This is a genomic window from Microbulbifer harenosus, assembly GCF_005771435.1.
GTDB classification, from domain to species: domain Bacteria; phylum Pseudomonadota; class Gammaproteobacteria; order Pseudomonadales; family Cellvibrionaceae; genus Microbulbifer; species Microbulbifer harenosus.
In genome coordinates, this window is record NZ_VANI01000018.1 from 26,515 (window position 1) to 45,837 (window position 19,323).

The window sequence follows — 19,323 nt, forward strand, 5'->3', positions numbered from 1 at the left end:
TTATTGTTTGAAATCTGATTTTTATGGTACCGCTACCATAATAGAGATACCTCCGCCGACCTGATGAGTCAAGCGTTTTCTGCCCTATCTAACTGGAAGACGATTGATCGATGGGGATAGTCCCCCCCGCGGACAAAAAACCGCGGGCAATCTGATTCGGCAGCAATGGCGCGGTAGCGTACAGGCGCCACAGCCCGCGCAGTTGTACAACCGCGCGAAACGGCCTGAAACCGCGAGACCCGGGGAGCCGAACCCGACGCCTGAGTTCAATGCCCCGGCGCCCACGGAAATTGCAACTGTTGGTAATACGCCAGACTGTGCTCGGGCTTTGCACTACCACGCGGCAACTCACGTTTAGACACCGACTGGAAGTACGCAATGGATGCATCCCGCCACCACTTTGCCTCGCGGGCCTGTACCGCCAACAGGCGCGCGGTTTTATCGAAACGCTCCGGATCTATCAGCGGTTCCAGCGACCGCCACTGGTTCTGCAGCGCTTGTGCTGAGGCGACTCCGCGGTCGTATCGGTGCACCAGCTCCTGCCACAAATCGCGTCCGGACGGCATAGGGTGATCCCAGGGCAGATGGTGAAACCACAGCAGGAGACCGTCGCCCACATCATTGCGGCTGGCAAAACGCGCGGCCACGGCGGGTGCGTACTGAGCCACCGCGTTGCTGCCCTCTCGGGTGCGGTCAAAGCCAATGCCGTATTTGTCGGCGCGGTGATAGTAAGCCGGGTTCCACTCCGGGCGCGCCAGGTCAGACACCCACGGCCCCGGGCCATAGTGGTGGCCGGTGGCCATGAGGTGTGCAAGGCCGAGCGGGGTCATGTAATCCACCACAGCCTGGTGCGAGGCCAGCATCATGTCGAGACCGGTTTCAAGCAGCACCGGATTGTCGGAGAACGTGATTTTCAGCCAGTCCCGGGCAACCTCTTCCGCACTCAGTCTCGGGTCCCACGCCATGCGCCCAAACACATACCAGTTGGCCTGATTGAAGGTGGAGCCGCTCCAGTCGCGATCGCTGCCGATATTGGCGACCCCGGCAATTCCCGTAAGCCTGTGGCCGTGCAGGCTGCCGTCGATCACTTTTGCCACCGTGGACCCGGGCCCGGCGGCGAAGGTGTCCGCACGCAGCACCTCCTCGTACATGGGGCCGAGATAGGCGAGATGAGAGGCGAACCCCAGGTATTCCTTGGTGATCTGGAACTCCATCATCAGCGGTGTCTTCGGCATGGCGCCGAACATGGGATGGAAGGGTTCCCGCGGCTGGAAGTCGATCGGACCGTTTTTCACCTGCACGATGACGTTGTCATCGAACTGACCATCCAAAGGCACAAAGTCACTGTAGGCCTGCTTGGCGCGGTCCTCGGGGTTGTCCTGCTGGTACACAAATGCACGCCACATCACCACGCCGCCGTGGGGTTTCAGCGCACGCGCCAGCAGGTTTGCGCCCTCAGCGTGATTGCGCCCGTAATCCTGCGGGCCAGGTTGCCCCTCGGAATTGGCTTTTACCAGGAAACCGCCAAAATCCGGGATATACCGGTAAATTTCCTCCGCCTTCTCATTCCACCAACGCTGCACCGCGGAGCTTTTCGGGTCCGCGGTATCGAGCCCACCAATTTCCACCGGTGCGCTGAAGCGGGCCGACAGATACACGCGAATGCCGTAAGGGCGGAACACGTCCGCCAGCGCGGCGGCCTTGGCCAGATACCTAGGGGTAAGACTGTCGGCGCTGGCATTCACATTGTTCAGCACCGTGCCGTTGACACCGATGGCGGCGTTGGCGCGGGCGTAGTCGGTGTAGCGCGGGTCGAGGATATCCGGCAGGTTCCACCAGTCCCAAATCGACTGGCCGGCGTAGCCGCGCTCCACACTGCGGTCGAGGTTGTCCCAGTGGTTCAGCACACGCAGGCCGATTTGCGGGCGAGTTTCAATGTTCACACCCTCAAGGGCGCTGCGGGTCTGCAGCAGCCGCAGCAGATGAAAGCTGCCGTAGAGCAAACCGCGCTCGGAATTTGCGGTGACCACTGTGCCCTTGTGGCCGCGGATAGTGGTGGCGCGGATCAGGTAACCTTCTTCCCCCAACGCCTTCAGTGGGAAATTCTGCGCGCGCACATCGCGCGAGGACTGCGGTGTGGCCACCAGTACAAAACCATCGCCACTGATGCGCTCCTCAATCACAGGCCTACGCTCCAGCAACCCGCCGACACCACGCACCAGCTCGCGCTCAATAGCCTTCAGGGTTGGTGACTGTTCACTTTTGGGAATTACCAGTCGCTGCAGCTGCGGTCGGTACTGGTCCCGGATATCCTTCTCCAGTGGCGGGTAGCGCAGCCAGAGATCGTAACCGTCTTCCGCCCAGGCCGCCGTTGCCGCACCGAGCAGTAAAGTGAATAGCAGTAGGATTCTGGTCAGTGAAAAAACATCGCTATACATGGTGAACTCAAGGTTTTTTATTATTTCCGCGACTGGTTCCGCAGCCGCGGGACTTTCTTTACGCCGGTACCCAAGGCTAAAATGGTAGCGCTATCAAAACAAGACCATAACACAAAATTTCTCGGCGTTTGACACGTTGACACAACCTGCCACTAAAACATGCTTATCGGAGTTGAGGGAACATCGCATGCTGAAGATTAAATCCGCCCGGGTTATCACCACTTGTCCCGGACGCAATTTCATCACCTTGAAAATCGAAACCGAAGACGGCATCTGCGGCCTCGGCGATGCCACCCTCAACGGTCGCGAACTGGCGGTGGCAAGCTATCTGCAGGACCATATTGTTCCGTGCCTGATCGGGCGCGACGCACACCAGATCGAGGATATCTGGCAGTACCTGTACAAGGGCGCCTACTGGCGCCGTGGACCAGTGACCATGTCGGCGATTGCTGCCGTGGATATGGCACTGTGGGATATCAAGGCCAAGGTAGCCGGCCTGCCACTGTATCAATTGCTCGGCGGCGCCTGCCGCAAGGGCAACCTGGTGTACGCCCACGCCAATGGCGAAAGCATCGATGAGACCATTGCCGAGGCAAAGAAATACATCGCACTCGGCTATCGCGCGGTGCGCCTGCAGTGTGGAGTGCCGGGGCTGAACTCAACCTACGGCGTAACCAAAGACAAGGAGCGCTACGAACCGGCGGACGCCGATCTGCCTACGGAAAATATCTGGTCCACAGAAAAATACCTGCGCATAGTGCCGCAACTGTTTGCCGCGGCACGGGAAGAACTGGGCTGGGATATCCACCTGCTGCACGACGCCCACCACCGCATGACCCCCATCGAGGCGGCGCGCCTGGCTAAAGATCTGGAGCCCTACCGCCTGTTCTGGCTGGAGGATGCGGTACCGGCGGAGAACCAGGCGAATTTCCGCCTGATCCGCCAACACAGCACCACACCGCTTGCAGTAGGTGAAGTGTTCAACAGTATCTGGGACTGCAAACAACTCATTGAAGAGCAGCTGATCGACTATATCCGCGCAACCGTAGTACACGCCGGCGGTATCACCCACCTGCGACGCATCGCCAACCTGGCCGCGCTGTATAACGTGCGCACCGGCTGCCACGGCGCTACCGATCTGTCGCCAGTCACCATGGCGGCGGCGCTGCATTTTGGCCTGTCGATTCCGAACTTTGGTATTCAGGAATACATGCACCACACCGATGAAACCAATGCAGTGTTCCCCCACGCCTACAGCTTCGACGATGGCTACCTGTATCCCGGCGACAAGCCCGGGCTCGGGGTGGATATCGACGAGGAAATGGCCAAGGAGTTTCCCTACCAGCGTGCGTTCCTACCGGTGAACCGCCTGGAAGATGGCGGCATGCACGACTGGTAAATCGCCCGGCAGGTGAAAAAAAGCCAGCGGAAATCCGCTGGCTTTTTCGTTGTACTGCTCCTCAACCAGGAAGTTTATTCACACACATTTCCGGTTACCTCCGGCACTTCGGCGCTGCTGCCACCCTTGGTGCCCTGCATACCGAAGCTCACGGTCTGGCCGGCGCCGATGGTGTCGTTCCAGCCCATGCTGGTGGCGGTAAACGGCCCCATGCCGTTGACCACGGCATTCCAGGTGTTGGTCAGCGCGGTGCCGTCGGAGTAGCCCCACTGCACTTCCCAGCCACTCACCGGCTCGCTGCCGGTATTGGTCAGGCGCACTTCCGCGGTGAAACCGTCGCTCCACTCATTGGATACCACATATTCGCAGTTCACGCCGCTGCCGGTGCTGCCGCCGGAGCTGGAACTGGAACCGCCACTGCTGGAGGAACCGCTGCCTCCGGAAGAGCTGGACGAGCTGCTGGAAGACGAGCCGCCCGAGGAAGATGAGCTGCTGGAGGATGAACTGCTGCTCGAGGAGGAGCTGCTACTGGACGACGAGCCTCCACTGGAGCCGCCGCCATCAAATGCTACGTCCACGCAACCGTGGAAGCGCTCCCAGGTAAAATAGTTGCGACCCCATTCACCGTAAATGATGTGCCGCCCTTCGCGCTCCGGCACCTCACAGGTGGTGTGGAACAGACTGCTGGCCTTTTCTGCCACCACATTCGGATTGGCGGTGGGATTGCTGTCATCGTAATTCAGCACACAGAAAGCTTCGTCTTCAAAGTCGTCCCAGGTCAGGGTTCCTCCCACCTGATACACGAAATCCGGCTTAGTGATCCAGTAGCGGAATTCCTCGGTGTCATCCCAGTGCGGGCCCCAGCTGATATTCCAGGTAAATGTCTGGGTACCGCCGCTCATCGGACTGGTAGGCCAATCGAGCTGGTGGTCCCAGGGCGTGGGGCCACCGTTCCAGGTTTCACTGTCAAAACCGCACACGTTGGTGCTCTCTGCCTGCGCGCGTCCCTGGGCGTGGGTGAGCACGCTCATAAACTGGTAGCCACCACTGAAGTCTATCTGCGCGGCTTCCACACAGGCGGGGGTAGTGGCCTGATCAGGCTTTTCGTTCATGCCGCAGTGGGCATTGCGCGCCGGCGGCTCAACTATAAGACCGTGCCCCAGCGCACTCCCCGCCACCAGTGACAGGCCGATCAGGCCGAGCCCTTTTTTCCACAACCCGTTTTTCCACGAAGTATTTCTCATCATCGTTGTCCTCATTTTCTACCTATTATCGGTTTACTGCTGAGAACGAGACGAGAGGGAACCCAAACCGGGCCCCTGTCGCCTGCGACAAATTGTCACAGTGTGGATAAATTCAAACTAATGGGGGGATTTAGGCGCAGTGACTAGCAATAAACGCTTTGTGTGATGGCATCGCCTCCACCGAGCGCTCGATGACCGATTTGATTTCCCGCATTCGACCGACGAACATTTCTTCCGGCATGGCGTCGACAAGAGGGTGGTAACCGCGCGGTATTACCCCCTGCCCCAACATCACTTCCATCCAGCTCAGCTCATTGAACAGTTCGCTATTGGCACGGACAATACGTCCGTTTGCACGGAACTGCTCGATTTTCTGTGCGAGGGTATCGGGAATTTCCATGGTGCGGCAGTAGTTCCAAAACTCGCTGTCGTCCCGTTCCGTGGCGCAGTAGTGGAGGATCAGAAAGTCGCGGATGCGGTCCATCTCGAAATGCGTTAGGCGGTTGTATTCGTCGATGTCGACCCGATCGAAATTTCGGTTGGGGAACAGACTCAGCAGGCGCGCGATCGCCGACTGCACCAGGTGGATACTGGTGGATTCCAGCGGTTCCATAAATCCACTGGCGAGGCCGAGAGCCACGCAGTTCCTGTGCCAGAATTTGTCCCGCTTGCCGGTAGTGAAACGCAGCAGTTTTGGATCGGACAGCGGTGCACCGTCGAGATTGCGCAGAAGTATCGTTCGCGCGTCCGCGTCGTCCATAAAGCGGCTGCTGAATACGTGCCCGTTACCAATTCGATGTTGCAACGGAATACGCCACTGCCAGCCAGCAGCCTGGGCGGTTGAACGGGTATAGGGTATAGGGTTGCCGTCGCCCTCACAGGGTACTGCCCAGGCGCTGTCGCAGGGCAACCAGTGGCGCCAGTCCTCGTAGCCAACACCCAGCGTCTCACCGATCAGCAAACCGCGAAAGCCGGAGCAGTCGATAAACAGGTCGCCTTCGATTATGCGTCCATCGTCGAGATGTATGGATTCGATAAATCCGCTGTCAGGGTGCAGCTGTGCTTTTGTCACCACGCCTTCGCTGCGGACGACGCCGCGCTGCTCGGCGTACTCGCGCAGGAACTGCGCATACAGGCCGGCATCGAAATGGAACGCGTAGGCGATGTTGGAGAGCGGGGAATTACCGGCGTCGACCGAGCGCATAAAGCGCCCCCGCAGAGCCGCCAGCGCGGTGAGGGTATATTCGCCGATGTCTTGGCTGCCGCCCCGGAGATGCTCTTTCAACCAGTAGTGGTAAAACGGGATGCCCTCCATATCCCGGCCAACTTCACCGAAGGCGTGGATATAGGAATCCCCTTTCCTGCCCCAGTCCACGAACTGGATACCGAGCTTGAAGGTGCCGCAGGTTTTGCGCAGGAACTCGTCCTCATTGAGCCCCAGCATGCGGTTGAACACCTGGATCTGTGGAATGGTGGCTTCGCCTACACCGACGGTGCCGATACTTTCCGACTCCACCAGTTCGATATCGCAGAACCGGTTTTTCATCACTTTGGACAGCGCCGCCGCAGCCATCCAGCCGGCGGTGCCGCCGCCGACGATCACGACTTTACGGATATTGTTATTGTTCACTGTTTACCCGCCTCTGACAGAACTTCTGCGTCAAACTTACCGCTCGCACTTTGCGGTTTCAAATAAAAAAAAGAGCGCACTGCTTGCACAGTGCGCCGACGAGAAGGCACAACAAGACGTCGTGCGAAAGCGTTAGAAGTTTGCGCGGGCGATCAGGGCGAAGCGGCGGTCCTGGATAAACCAGGAGCGACCGGCCTCAGTGCCCGCGTCGTCCAGCTGCATGATGGTTTCGGTCTGGGTATCGAGCAGATTGGAAACCTGCAGCCCGACGGTTACGCCGTTGTCGAAGTTGTAGAACACGGAGCCATCCATATACCCGGCATCGTCATTGAAGATCGGGTATTTACTGATGGTATCGCGGGTGGTGAGCAGGTACTTGGAGCGCCAGTTGTAAGCGAGGCGCGCCGACCAGGGCCCTTTTTCATACATACCGACGATATTGTAGGTGTGCTCCGACACACCGCGCAGCGGCAGCAGGGTGATATCCGGCAGCGGGTAGCGGTCGGCCTCTTCTTCCTCACCGGTGGCGGGCTCGGCGCCACCGCCAACACCGCTGTTGGTGAGACCGGAGTCGATCCAGGTGTAGTTCAGCTGCAGGCCGAGCCCGTCAAACGGTGCCGGCAGGAAATCGTAGAACTGCTGATAGGCGAGCTCCACCCCCTGCATAAAACCGTCGCCGCCGTTTACGGTGGATTCAAAGTCCACGGTCTGCACTTGGCCAGTGATCGGGTTGGCGAATTCCCGCGGGAAGGCGCCGGTGATAAAGGTGTCGCTCAGGTCTTTGTAAAACACGGAGGTGGTGAAGGAACCCACCTGGGCAAAGTACCATTCGACGGACGCGTCGTACTGAATGGACTCCATCGGCCACAGGTAGGGGTTGCCACCGGAGCCGACCCAGTCCACCGGCGCGACGGACACGATGTTGGTGCCGTTGTCTTCCGTCTCCTCGCCGTCTGCCGGCGGTTCCACCGGACCGTCCTCGCGCACCACACCCAGCTGACGCGCGCCGATCACGGCCTGGTTTTTCACTTGCGACATGTCCGGCAGGGCAATGGCCTTGGAAACGGCGAAGCGCGCCAGCAGGTCGTCGCGCAGTTCCAGTTTCAGGTTGAAGCTCGGCAGCACGGTGGAGTATTTGCTCCAGCCTTCCTCCAAAGTGAAAGCGTCGTTGCCGAAGGCTTTCTCTTCCGGGGTCAGCCAGTTGTTGGCATCGCGGGCATAGGCCATCGCCTCTTTTTCAGTGGCGAAGCGTCCATCCAATACCGCCTGGACGGCCCACTTGTTGATGGCGTCGTAGTCGTTCAGTACCACCGGGGCGCCGTCGGGGTATGGCAGGCCGACGAAATCCGGGTACTGCACCGAGCCCAGCGCCTCGCGTTCGATTTCCACGTAACGCAGACCGACGTTACCGGAGAAGCGCAATGCAGTTGCATCGGAGCCGAAATCAAGACGCAGATAGGCGGCGCGGTTGGTTTCGGTGGTGTCGAAAACCTCGGGCGCCTGGAAAATGCCCTCGGCGACGATGTCATCGCGAGTTGGGTAGGGTTCCCACGGATCACCTGAGGGAGAGATAAACAGATCGCGATGCCCCTTCGCCACCCCTTTCACATAATCCGCATCCGGGAACAGGAAACCGCCGCCGGGTACCGAGAGAACGCCGCCGCGGTGGAAGTCGCTAAAGCTCACGTATTCGTAGGGCTGGCCCGCCACTTCCGGGTCAGTGAGGTAATAGGGGGTATTCCATTCCGCACCGATGGTCCCCCAGTTGTAGGAGGTCAGGCGCACCGTCTGGTCGCGTTCCGCCAGGCGCGCACCGAACCTGGCCGCGCGCAGCAGGCCCAGTGGTTCTTCACTGAAGTGATAGGTGCCGTCAAAGCGGGTGGCGAAGGATTCCCCCTCGGAGCGCTCGTAGTGATCCATCGCGGAACGCCACCAGTAATTCTGCGGAGTTTTGAACCTGTTGGGATCGCTGCTGCCGTCGTAAGGGACGTTGGGGTCTTCCACGACCAGGGTAGGTGTCTCGCCGCTGGCATCGTACGCCTGCGCCATCCACTGGCCGAGGGCGACCTGCAGGTCATCGTCGGCGGTTTCCGCCTGGATATACTGGAAGTCGACGCCGTACTCCCAATTGTCGTTCGGCGTAAACCGCAGATTGAAGGCGAAATCGTCCACCACCGTGTGGGTGTCTTTGACCCGGGTGTCGGTCTGAAACTTGGAGCCGTACTGTCCGTCGTCGGGCGCATAGCCGCCGCGCCAGCCGGCCTCGGTAACCATGGCGCCCTGTTCGAATACACCGTTGTCGTCGAAGGAGAATTCGGTACCCGCCAGCGGACCGACCGTGCGCGCGGCATCGTAGGCATCCCCATTGTATTTCACCGCATTTTCGGTCCAGGACAGGCGCGAGTCCGAGCGCATGAACTGCGCGGTGGCCAGAATTGTTTCGTCGGTATCCGCCCACTGGAACGCCGCCGCGTAACCTTTGCGGGTGCGTTCGTCGTTCTTTTTGAAAAAGTTCGAGGCGTTGGGGACCCATACAGTGTCGAAACCTTCCGCCCCGGCGATGCCCTCCGCGTCGTACTTGATAAAGGTATCGGACTGGATGCCGTGGGAGGTGCCCATCAGTTCCGAGTGGGCGACGTTGAACAGCACTCCGAACTCGCCAGCGCTGGTGGTCCAGCGGTCGCTGAAGAGTGCCGACACGCTCGGGGTACCGTCTTCATCCAGGTCACCCTGGGAATAATCCGCCGAGATGGAAATGGTCTGTTCCGCGAGGTCGAAGGGTTTGCGGGTGCGCAGGCTTACTGTGCCGCCGATACCGCCCTCGATCATATCCGCGGACTGGTTCTTGTAAACATCCACTCCGCCCATCAGCTCTGGCGGCACATCCTGGAACGAGAGCCCGCGGCCGGAGTTGGCGGTAAACGAATCGCGACCGTTGAATTCGGAACGGGTAGCGGTCATGCCGCGGATAACCGCACCGGAACCCTCCACGCCGAAGTGATCCGGATCATCGGCACCGGCAAACCGCTCGATGGAAACACCCGGCATGCGCTGCATGGCTTCCAGCACACTGCGGTCCGGCAGCGAGCCCATATCATCGGAGGAGATGGAATCGACGAAGGTGTCGGCCTCGCGCTTGATATCCTGCGCATTCTGCAGGTTGTAGCGCACGCCGCTTACCACCACTTCCTCAATGGCGCTGGGAGACGCGTTGTCGGCATCCCCGGTTTTTTGCGTATCCTGCGCGAGTACCTGTTGAGCACTGAGCGCGGTAGCCGCCAGCGCCATAATCACTTCAGACAGGTGGTTTTTCTTAAACGGGCTTTTCTTGAATTTATTGTTATCGAACACGGAAGTGCTCCCATCTCGCGTAGCGCCTGCGCACCCGCACACTCTCCGCGAAAGATCGGCAGAGATATCGGGACGGCTGCTGCGGCTTGTTATTGTGAGTTTTATGACCAGGGGATAAACGCCCGGTTTTATTTTTCTAACGTTTTGTTACCGCTAACAATTTCAAGGATTATTCAGCCGGCCGTCCGCTGTCAAGCACTTTTACCCGTCGAAAATACTGGATCCGCCCGACAAAAAAGAGATTTTAACGCCATGTATTGTAAACGTTTACATCGAATGGTAGCGTTACCGTAAATATGTGTCCGGAATACCAGACCCGCACAAACCAACCGCGCCACCTCTCCAGCGGAAGTGCACCCACGGTTTGAGCCAATAGAAAAATAAATTTGAAATAGCGATGACCCGAGCGACAGCACCCCTCCCCGTGTAACCGTTCCGCGTCAACAGCCCGCGGGCAGATCAACACTGCCCCGCATACCGTATTAACAACAAAAAAGTCCGGAAAACCGGACCAACGGCAAGGGTAACGACCATGAAAACCTCTCTGTTTCCAATCGCAGTGCTTTCGCTGGCCATAGCTTCCGCGGGCTGTACCGACAGAAAAATCAAAGGTCCGGACGCAACGCTCGGCACCGACAACAATGTTGCGCCCGTTGCAGAGGCCGGTGCCGACCAGGTGGTAACCGCCGGCAGCAGCGTCACTCTGGTGGGTGTCGGCAGCGACGTGGATGGCAGCATCACCAGCTACAACTGGAGCCAATCTTCAGGACCCGCCGTTACCCTGGCAACAGACGACAGTGGCAGCGCCAGTTTTACCGCGCCGGCCACAGAGGCGTCCGTCACCCTCACCTTCGAGCTGCGTGTCAGCGATGACGGCGGCGCCAGCAGCCCGGCGGATGCCGTCACCGTCACCGTGCTGCCGGCGCTGGATAAATTCTTCGGCGTCGCCACCGAGCACCCGGACGACTACACCCAGCTCACCACCTACTTCGATCAAATCACTCCCGGCAATGCGGGCAAGTGGGGCACGGTGGAGTCCACCCGCGACGTCATGGACTGGACCGATCTCGATACCGCCCACACCTTTGCCGGGAACAACGATCTCGGCTTCAAGTACCACACCCTGTTCTGGGGTCAGCAGCAGCCGGCATGGCTCGCCGACCTGAGCGCGGAAGAGCAGCTTGAGGAAATCAACGAGTGGTTAGCCGCGGTAAAAACCCGCTATCCAAAGCTTGAAATGATCGATGTGGTCAATGAACCGCTGCACGAAATACCCGCCTATAAAGAGGCCCTGGGTGGCGATGGCGACACCGGCTGGGACTGGCTGATCACGGCATTCGAACTGGCCCGTGAAGCCTTCCCCGAATCCAAGTTGATCCTGAACGACTACAACATTCTGAGCCTCGACGCCGCCACCGAAGATTATCTCGCCCTGATCCAGTTGCTGCAGGCGCGAGAGCTGATCGACGGTATTGGCGTGCAGGCGCACTTTCTCGAGCAGTCCCTGGCAGCGGATATAAAAGGCAACCTCGATCGCCTCGCCGCCACCGGCCTGCCGATTTACGTCTCCGAACTGGACATCAATTTTGCCGACGACGCCCGCCACGCCAATAAACTGCGCGAGCTGTTCACGGTGTTCTGGGAGCACCCGGCAGTGGCGGGTATCACTCACTGGGGCTACCGCCAGGGTCATATGTGGCGCAGCGAAGCCTGGCTGCTGGCGAGCGATGGCAGTGAGCGCGCGGGCCTGCAGTGGGTGAACTGTTACCTCGCCGGAGAGACAGAGTGCGATCACCTGGTGCCGGAATATATTCCCGGCGGCTGGAGTGGCAGTGACGACCTGATCACGCTGGAGGCGGAACTCTACGACCAAGGCCATGGCGTACAGGCTGCCGGCAGCGTGGTGGCGCACACCGACATAGGCGACTGGATTCTGTTTCAGGACGTGGCATTCAAGGACGCCTGGGACAGTTTCAGCGTGAATTACGCCAAGGGCGCGGGCAACACCGGCAGTATTTCGATCCGCCTCGACAGCCTGGAAAACGCCAATGCACTGCAGGTACAGCTGCCGCCCACCAACGGCTGGAGCGATTTCCAGACCAGCACAGTGGACTGGGCACCGGTGTCCGGCAGCCACGATGTGTATGTGCGCTTCAACGAGGTTTCCGGCGTTGCCAATGTCGACTGGCTGCGTTTTGGCGTCGCGGGGGCCAAGCCGGTGGCGAACCTGATCAGCAACGGCGACTTCGAACAGAGCGCGGATGGCTGGGGCGCGGGCTGGGGAGGCGGCGCACTGAGTACCTCCGCGGAATACGCCAAGACTGGCAACCGCAGCCTGCTGGCCTCGGGTTTCAGCAGCGACGCCTACGCGACCTACGATCTGACCACGCTGGTGGAACCGGGTACCAGCTACCCGATGATTGCCTGGGCCCTGCACACGGGTGCCGCTCCGGTACAGATTACGATGGTTACCAAGCTCGCGTGTGAAGGCCAGGGGGATCAGTATCTCTGGATCTCCGACAATGACGCGGTGCCCTCACAGACCTGGACCAAGCTCGCGGGCACGCTGGAAATACCCGCGGACTGCCAGGTGAATGAGGCGCTGATGTATTTTGAAAATACGCCCGGGGGTACCGATGTTTACTTCGACAGTGTGCAGGTGATCCCGCCGAGCACTGGTGAGGAAGAGGAGACCGATAACCTGATCAAGGACGGTGGCTTTGAGGGTGTGGTTCCGGCGGCTGCCTGGAGTGCCTGGTACGCCAGCGGTACGACGCTTGCGCTCAGTACGGAGCAGGCACAGGCCGGCAGCCAGAGCCTGAAGGTTTCCACCCGCGCTGCAAATTCAAACCCTTCCTATGATCTGACCACCACGGTGGAAGCGGGTATTGCGTATGATGTTGCGCTGTCTGTTCGACATTCGGGACCCAATGCAGCACCGGTACAGTTGACGCAGAAGCTGGCTTGTGAAGGCGAGGATGATGCGTATACGGGTGTTGCCGGAACGGACAATGAGGGCAACCCGATCAGTCTCGCAGCGGGCGAGTGGCACGACCTTACCGGTAGTTTTGAGGTGCCGGCGGGCTGTACCGTGAATGAACTGCGGTTGTATTTTGAGGGCACGCCTCTGGAAGTCGAGACATTTTACATCGACGAGTTCTCTGTCACTCCGCAGTGATTTGGGCTTTGTAGTTTAGTCCGGTGGCGGCAGGCCGCCGGGTGCGGGTATTCAGGACCGCAGTGAACCCATCCATGGGCGCTGCGGCGCAAACATCCTGTTTGCGACGCTCCTGAATACCCGCAACCGGCGGCCCGCCTTCGCTTTGTGGTTTTTAACTTCGTAGCCAGTGGTGGCTACGCCTGAAAATAGAATAAACATGCTCAAGAACGTTTTATTGAATTGGGCAGCAACTGTCCTCACCTCCGTGCTTTTTGCTGCCCATGCCCTCGCGCTGGGTAATCCATCCTTTGTGTCCAAATCCCCTACTCCGGAAGATTTCCGACTTGTGGATCGCAAGGTATCCGCGCACCTGCTTGTGGATAAGAACGCAGATGCGGCGATCCAGCTGGCGATGCGGAATTTACAGGCGGATATCGAGCGGGTCAGCGGTTCCAGGCCAGTACTACTCAATAAAGTGAACGACGTCAGCACCCATACCGTGATCGCCGGTGAAATTGGCAAGAGTGCACTGATTGATCGCATGATCAGCGAGCAGCGGATTGATGTGAGCGAGATAGCGGATAAGTGGGAAGGCTATCTGATCCAGGTGGTGGATAGGCCAATAGCCGGCGTGGATAAGGCGCTGGTGATCGCGGGGAGCGACCGACGCGCGGTGGCTTACGGGATTTATGAGATCAGCGAACAGATTGGTGTTTCACCCTGGTACTGGTGGGCAGATGTGCCGGTACGCAAAGCTGAGCGGATTTACATTGATGCAGATAAACGTGTGGTGGATTGGCCGCGGGTCAAATACCGGGGAATATTTCTCAATGATGAGGCGCCGGCACTGACGAACTGGGTCAAGGAGAAGTACGGGGATTACAACCACCAATTCTATGAAAAAGTGTTTGAGCTGATGATGCGCCTGAAGGCGAATTATCTGTGGCCGGCGATGTGGAACAATGCCTTCAACGATGACGATCCACTGAATATGGTGCGCGCGCACGAGTACGGGATTGTGATGGGAACATCCCACCACGAGCCGATGATGCGGGCAGACAAGGAATGGAACCGGTATGGGAAGAATTTCGGTTCGGGCCGCGGTAAAGGCGCGTGGGACTACGCCGTGAATGCGGATGGGCTATACGACTTCTGGAAGGAAGGGGCGGAGCGCAACAAGCCGTACGACAGTATCTATACCCTTGGAATGCGCGGACAGGCGGATACGCCCATGAGCGAGGAGCAGAATATCGGCCTGCTGGAAAAAATTGTGAAAGACCAGCGGGAAATTCTCGAAGAGGTGTTTGACGATCAGCCGCTCACCGAGGTGCCACAGCTTTGGGCGCTGTACAAAGAGGTGCAAGGCTACTACGAAAGCGGTATGCGGGTGCCGGAGGATGTGACGCTGCTGTGGGCGGACGACAACTGGGGCAATATCCGCAGACTGCCGACACCGGAAGAACGGCAGCGCAGTGGCGGTGCCGGGGTCTATTACCACTTCGACTACGTTGGCGGGCCGCGCTCCTACCGCTGGATCAATGTCACCCCTATTGCCAAAGTGTGGGAGCAGATGAATCTGGCTTATGCCTATGGCGCCGACCGGATATGGCTGGTGAATGTGGGCGACCTGAAGCCGCAGGAGTTTCCCACAGAATTCTTTTTGCGCATGGCATGGAATCCGGAGACCTGGCCGAAGGAGCGATTAGCGGAATTCGGCGAACTATGGGCCGCGCGCGAGTTTGGCGCCGAACACGCAGAAGAAATTGCCGCATTGATCCAGGGATACAGCCGCCACAATGGCCGGCGCAAACCGGAGCTGCTGGAGCCAGGCACTTACAGCCAACACCATTATCAGGAAGCCAGTCGGCTTGATTCGGAACTGGCGGAGATGGTCGCGCGAGCGGAGGACATCTACCGGAAAATACCCCCGCGGCACCGGGATGCGTTTTTTCAACTGGTGCTCTATCCAGTCAAAGCCAGTGCGGTGGTTTCTCAGCTCTATACAGCCACCGCCCGCAATCGCCTCTACGCCAGTCAGGGGCGGGCCGATACCAATGCGTTCGCGAACAAAGTGGAAGACCTGTTTGCGCTGGATGCCAGCCTGAGCAAGCAGTTCCACAATATCAACGGCGGCAAGTGGAACCATATGATGTCTCAGCCGCATATCGGCTATACCCATTGGAACAACCCGCCGGCTAATACTATGCCCGCACTGGCCCGTTACCAGCCCCACGGGGAAGCGGACATGGGTGTCGCGGTGGAAGGCAGCGGACAATTCTGGCCGGCCAGCGGCAATCTGGTTCTTCCAGAGTTCAGCCCCTATGGCGAAGCCAGACACACCATCGAGCTGTTCAACCGCGGGACAAAACCGTTCGATTTTTCCGCAACCACAAGCGCGCCCTGGATTCACGTCAGTAAAACCGAGGGTACCGTAATGCAGCATACACTGCCGCTGTCCGTATCCATCGACTGGGAAAACGCCCCCGCGGGGAGGCACCAGGAAATTATCGACATCAAGGGCACGGGCTGGGGCAGCGCGCGCGTGCGGGTGAATAGCTTCAAACCGGATGCGGATACCGCGCAGAATATTAAGGGCTTCGTGGAAGCGGGCGGCTACGTCGCGATTGAGGCGGCCAATTTCAGCCGCAAACGGGATGCGGACGGCGCAGCCTGGGAGGAAATTCCCCTGCACGGTCGCACCCATTCGTCCATCTCGGTATTTCCCGCGAGCGACCGGGTGTTTGAAAATCCGCAACAGGCGCCCTTCGTGGAGTACGATCTGACGCTGTTCACTGCCGGAGAGATCCGTATACAGGGACTGTTTGCGCCCAGCCTGAACTTTCGGCCTGGGCGCGGCATGCGCTATGCCATTGCGCTGGATGACGCAGAGCCGCAGGTGGTGGATATCCTGGCCGATCTGTCACCAAACGCGTGGGAAACGGCGGTGAAAGACGGCGTGCGTAAATCCGAATCCGTACACCAGGTCGCGAAGCCCGGGCAGCACAGACTGCGTATCTATGCCCTGGACCCCGGCGTTACACTGCAGAAGATCCTGGTGGATACCGGTGGCCTGGAACCCTCTTATCTCGGGCCGCCCGAGAGCCGCCTAGTTGGCGCCACACCATAACCGGAATCACTCTGCCTCGCGGGGCCCCTATAAATTTTCACGGCGGCCCCGCAAACAAAAAAGCCCACCGGTGCAACGGTGGGCTTTTTTGTTTTGATATCAACAACGATGGCTAGCGAATAACCACGGTTGCTTCTGCAAATTGTGGCGCTGTCAGGTAGGCTCCCGGCCCCGATCCGACCGTGAGATGTACCCGGCCCCGATAAGGCTGGAAAATCCCCGTATTGTCCACGTAGGCGATATCGTCACTTTCGATGACGAACTGCAGCTTCGCCGATTCACCCGATGCCAGTTGCGTATGCCTGAATGCCTTGAGCTCACGAATCGGGACCTCAACCGGCGCGTCCGGCAGGCTCAAGTAAACCTGACTGATTTCTCCACCGGCACGCTCACCGCTGTTGGTCAGGGTCACATCAATCGCAAGCTCCTCTCCCGGCGCAATGGTCTCGGGAACGTTCAAATTGCTGTAAGCGAACTGTGTGTAACTCAGACCGTGGCCAAATGGATAGAGCACATCGCCGGTAAAATAACGATAGGTGCGATTGGCAAACGAATAGCCCTTGAAGTCCGGCAGATCCTCGACACTGCGGTAGAAGGTTACCGGCAAACGACCAGACGGATTTGCATCGCCCCACAACAGACGCGCCAGCGCGGTGCCGGTGGCTTCACCGGGATAGAACGCCTGCACGATCGCGTTGAGGTTTTTGTCTTCCCAGTTGAGCGCCATAGCGCTGCCACTGAAGTTGACCATTACGATAGGTTTGCCCAGCGCTTTTAGTTTTCGCAGCAGGTCGTGCTGGACGGAAGGCAGTTTTATATGTGTGCGATCCCCGTGATCAAATCCTTCCAGCTGCACCGACATTTCCTCGCCCTCAAGCTCCGCAGAGATACCGCCGGTGAAAATGATGACTTCCGCCCCGCGCGCTATTTCTACCGCCTCGGCCGCGTAATCTCGGGATGTATTGACCCAGGTCAACTGGACTTCCGGTTCCAACGGGTCGCCCGATACCGTGCGTAGATACACGTCCGACAGGGTCAGGGAATATTCCCGCCCGGCGATAAGTGACACGGCACCGCCAACAGGTTGACCATCAAGCAACAACGCACCACCGGTTTTGAACAGGTAGCTTCCCGATGCTTGCGGAACCAGTACGCCTTTCCATACAACGCCAAAGTCTCCATTCACCGAGTCGTCAATGGGCGAGCGGGTCCAGTAGAAATCCACCACCGGATCGACGCGGGTGAACGCCGGTGACTCTGCCAGTGTCGTTGCCGGAATATAGCGGAAATCACGCGCTTTCTTACCCCGTGCGAGATCAACGGGATAATACTCCGCTTTCAGGCCCGCCTGCAGTTCACCATCTTCATTGCGGTGAAACAGGTTGTCGGCACTGACGATTTCATAGTGTCCGTATTGATCGGCAATCAGTGCGGAGCCCGGCGCGTGGACCACATTGCCTTCTCCTGCACGCGAGCGAATCCCCGCAAGTGGGGTCACCGCATTAATCGGAGAACCATGGTAGTTCCCCACCAGTACCGAGAAATTGGTCGCGTTTGGGCCGATAACGGCAACTTTGGTGCCTTCCGCCAGGGGAAGTACGCCATCGTTTTTCAGCAGCACCATGGATTTTTCCGCGACTTTTTCCGTCAGCGCCAGGTGCTCTTCAGACCCCACGACCGACATGGGAATCTGCGTGTAAGGCACGGATTCGGCGGGGTCGAACATGCCGAGCTTGAAGCGCGTGGTAAACAGGCGTTTGACCGCGGTGTCGATGTCGCTTTCGTCGATCATGTCCCGCTGCAATGCGAACCCCAGGCTGGCGAAGGTGCTGAGGCGGCCGGTGCCGCAGTTCACATCAGTGCCGGCTTTCAATGCCCAGGCCGCGGCCTCCGCCGGGGCCCTGACCAGGTTGTGGGCGTCGGGGTCGTAGAAATCGGCGATTGCGCCGCAGTCCGATACCACATGCCCGTCAAAGCCCCACTGGTCCCGCAGGGTTTCTTTCAGCAGCATATCGCTGCCACAGGCCGGCTCACCATTGACGCGGTTGTAGGCACACATGACCGCCTCCACATCCGCGTCCACCACAGCGGTCTTGAACGCAGGGAAATAGGTCTCGGCCAGGTCTTTCTTACTCGCCGTATAGTCATCAGAGTGACGGGATTTTTCCGGGCCGCTGTGCACGGCGAAATGTTTCGCCATCGCCGCAGTTTTGAGATAGCGGGGGTCGTCGCCCTGAAGTCCGTTGATAAAAGACAGCGCCATTTGCCCGGTGAGGTATGGATCTTCACCGTAGGTCTCCTGCCCCCGGCCCCAGCGCGGGTCGCGGAAGATATTGATATTAGGCGACCAGAATGTCAGTCCGGTATAGCGAAACGCCATACCGTTGTCGGCAAAGTAATGGTGCTTGGCCCGCGCCTCATCGGAAATCGCCGTAGCTACTTCCTCCAACAGCTGATCGTCGAACGTTGCCGCCAGGCCGATGGCCTGGGGAAAGACCGTGGCCTTGCCGGCGCGGGCCACGCCGTGCAGCGCTTCATTCCACCAGTCGTATTTTGCGACCCCCAGACGTTCAATCGCCGGGGCGTCGTTGTAGAGCTGGCTGATTTTTTCCGACAGCGTCATCCGCGCCACCAGGTCGTCAACCCGCTGCGGCAGGGGAAGCGCAGTGTCTAGATACGGCATGCTGTCGGTAGCCGCCTGCGGCGCGGCGCCGGTATCAGCATGATCGGTGGTGCCTTCCGGCCCCTTGCTGCAGGCAGTGAGCAGCAGGATGCACAGCGGCAAGGTGAGAGCTTTATTCATTGTTATCTTCCTCAGTCTATCGCGGCAAAAAGTGTAACCAGTGTACCTGTATATTGTAAACGTTTACATTTATTGGTAGCGTTACCCTTAACGGGTGCAGAATCCGCGCATGACGGCACGCGACCGCTGGCGTAAAGCGCAAGAATAACAACCACCTGCACCACTGCGATG

Annotated in this window: 8 protein-coding genes; 3 read left to right on the forward strand and 5 right to left on the reverse strand. The window is 58.9% G+C overall.

The window, feature by feature from the left end; translation table 11 throughout:
- Window positions 1-266: 266 nt before the first annotated feature.
- Entirely contained in the window at window positions 267-2,438 is a 2,172-nt protein-coding gene (locus tag FDY93_RS16010; RefSeq protein ID WP_138236774.1) for an alpha-glucuronidase family glycosyl hydrolase, read from the reverse strand.
- Between the two features lie 187 nt (window positions 2,439-2,625).
- On the opposite strand from FDY93_RS16010, the gene manD reads away from it, so the two are divergent.
- Window positions 2,626-3,837, forward strand: a complete 1,212-nt coding sequence (gene manD, locus FDY93_RS16015; protein WP_138236775.1) for a D-mannonate dehydratase ManD — start codon at window positions 2,626-2,628, stop codon at window positions 3,835-3,837.
- Window positions 3,838-3,911: 74 nt separating this feature from the next.
- Here the strand turns inward: manD and FDY93_RS16020 are convergent, their stop codons facing one another.
- From FDY93_RS16020 to FDY93_RS16030, 3 genes are all read right to left on the reverse strand, one after another.
- Window positions 3,912-5,081, reverse strand: a complete 1,170-nt coding sequence (locus FDY93_RS16020; protein ID WP_246068613.1) for a lytic polysaccharide monooxygenase — start codon at window positions 5,079-5,081, stop codon at window positions 3,912-3,914.
- A 130-nt stretch (window positions 5,082-5,211) separates the two neighbouring features.
- Window positions 5,212-6,711: a tryptophan halogenase family protein gene (locus FDY93_RS16025; RefSeq protein ID WP_138236777.1), complete on the reverse strand. Its 1,500-nt coding sequence runs from the start codon at window positions 6,709-6,711 to the stop codon at window positions 5,212-5,214.
- A gap of 132 nt (window positions 6,712-6,843) precedes the next feature.
- The gene (locus tag FDY93_RS16030) at window positions 6,844-10,062 is read right to left on the reverse strand and encodes a TonB-dependent receptor (RefSeq protein WP_246068614.1); all 3,219 of its coding nucleotides are present in this window, start codon (window positions 10,060-10,062) and stop codon (window positions 6,844-6,846) included.
- A gap of 532 nt (window positions 10,063-10,594) precedes the next feature.
- On the opposite strand from FDY93_RS16030, the gene FDY93_RS16035 reads away from it, so the two are divergent.
- Window positions 10,595-13,240 (forward strand): endo-1,4-beta-xylanase, encoded by a 2,646-nt coding sequence (locus FDY93_RS16035; RefSeq protein ID WP_138236778.1) that lies wholly within the window; start codon window positions 10,595-10,597, stop codon window positions 13,238-13,240.
- A gap of 292 nt (window positions 13,241-13,532) precedes the next feature.
- A complete protein-coding gene (locus FDY93_RS16040; protein ID WP_246068615.1) occupies window positions 13,533-16,349 on the forward strand; it encodes a glycosyl hydrolase 115 family protein in 2,817 nt (938 codons plus the stop codon).
- A gap of 112 nt (window positions 16,350-16,461) precedes the next feature.
- Here the strand turns inward: FDY93_RS16040 and FDY93_RS16045 are convergent, their stop codons facing one another.
- Entirely contained in the window at window positions 16,462-19,152 is a 2,691-nt protein-coding gene (locus FDY93_RS16045; protein ID WP_138236780.1) for a glycoside hydrolase family 3 C-terminal domain-containing protein, read from the reverse strand.
- Window positions 19,153-19,323 lie beyond the last annotated feature (171 nt).

Excerpts from the sequence above, each read along its gene's own strand:
- FDY93_RS16035 (WP_138236778.1), top strand. The coding sequence starts at position 10,595 with ATGAAAACCTCTCTGTTTCCAATCGCAGTGCTTTCGCTGGCCATAGCT.
- manD (WP_138236775.1), top strand. The coding sequence starts at position 2,626 with ATGCTGAAGATTAAATCCGCCCGGGTTATCACCACTTGTCCCGGACGC.
- FDY93_RS16020 (WP_246068613.1), bottom strand. The coding sequence starts at position 5,081 with ATGAGAAATACTTCGTGGAAAAACGGGTTGTGGAAAAAAGGGCTCGGC.
- FDY93_RS16045 (WP_138236780.1), bottom strand. The coding sequence starts at position 19,152 with ATGAATAAAGCTCTCACCTTGCCGCTGTGCATCCTGCTGCTCACTGCC.
- FDY93_RS16010 (WP_138236774.1), bottom strand. The coding sequence starts at position 2,438 with ATGTATAGCGATGTTTTTTCACTGACCAGAATCCTACTGCTATTCACT.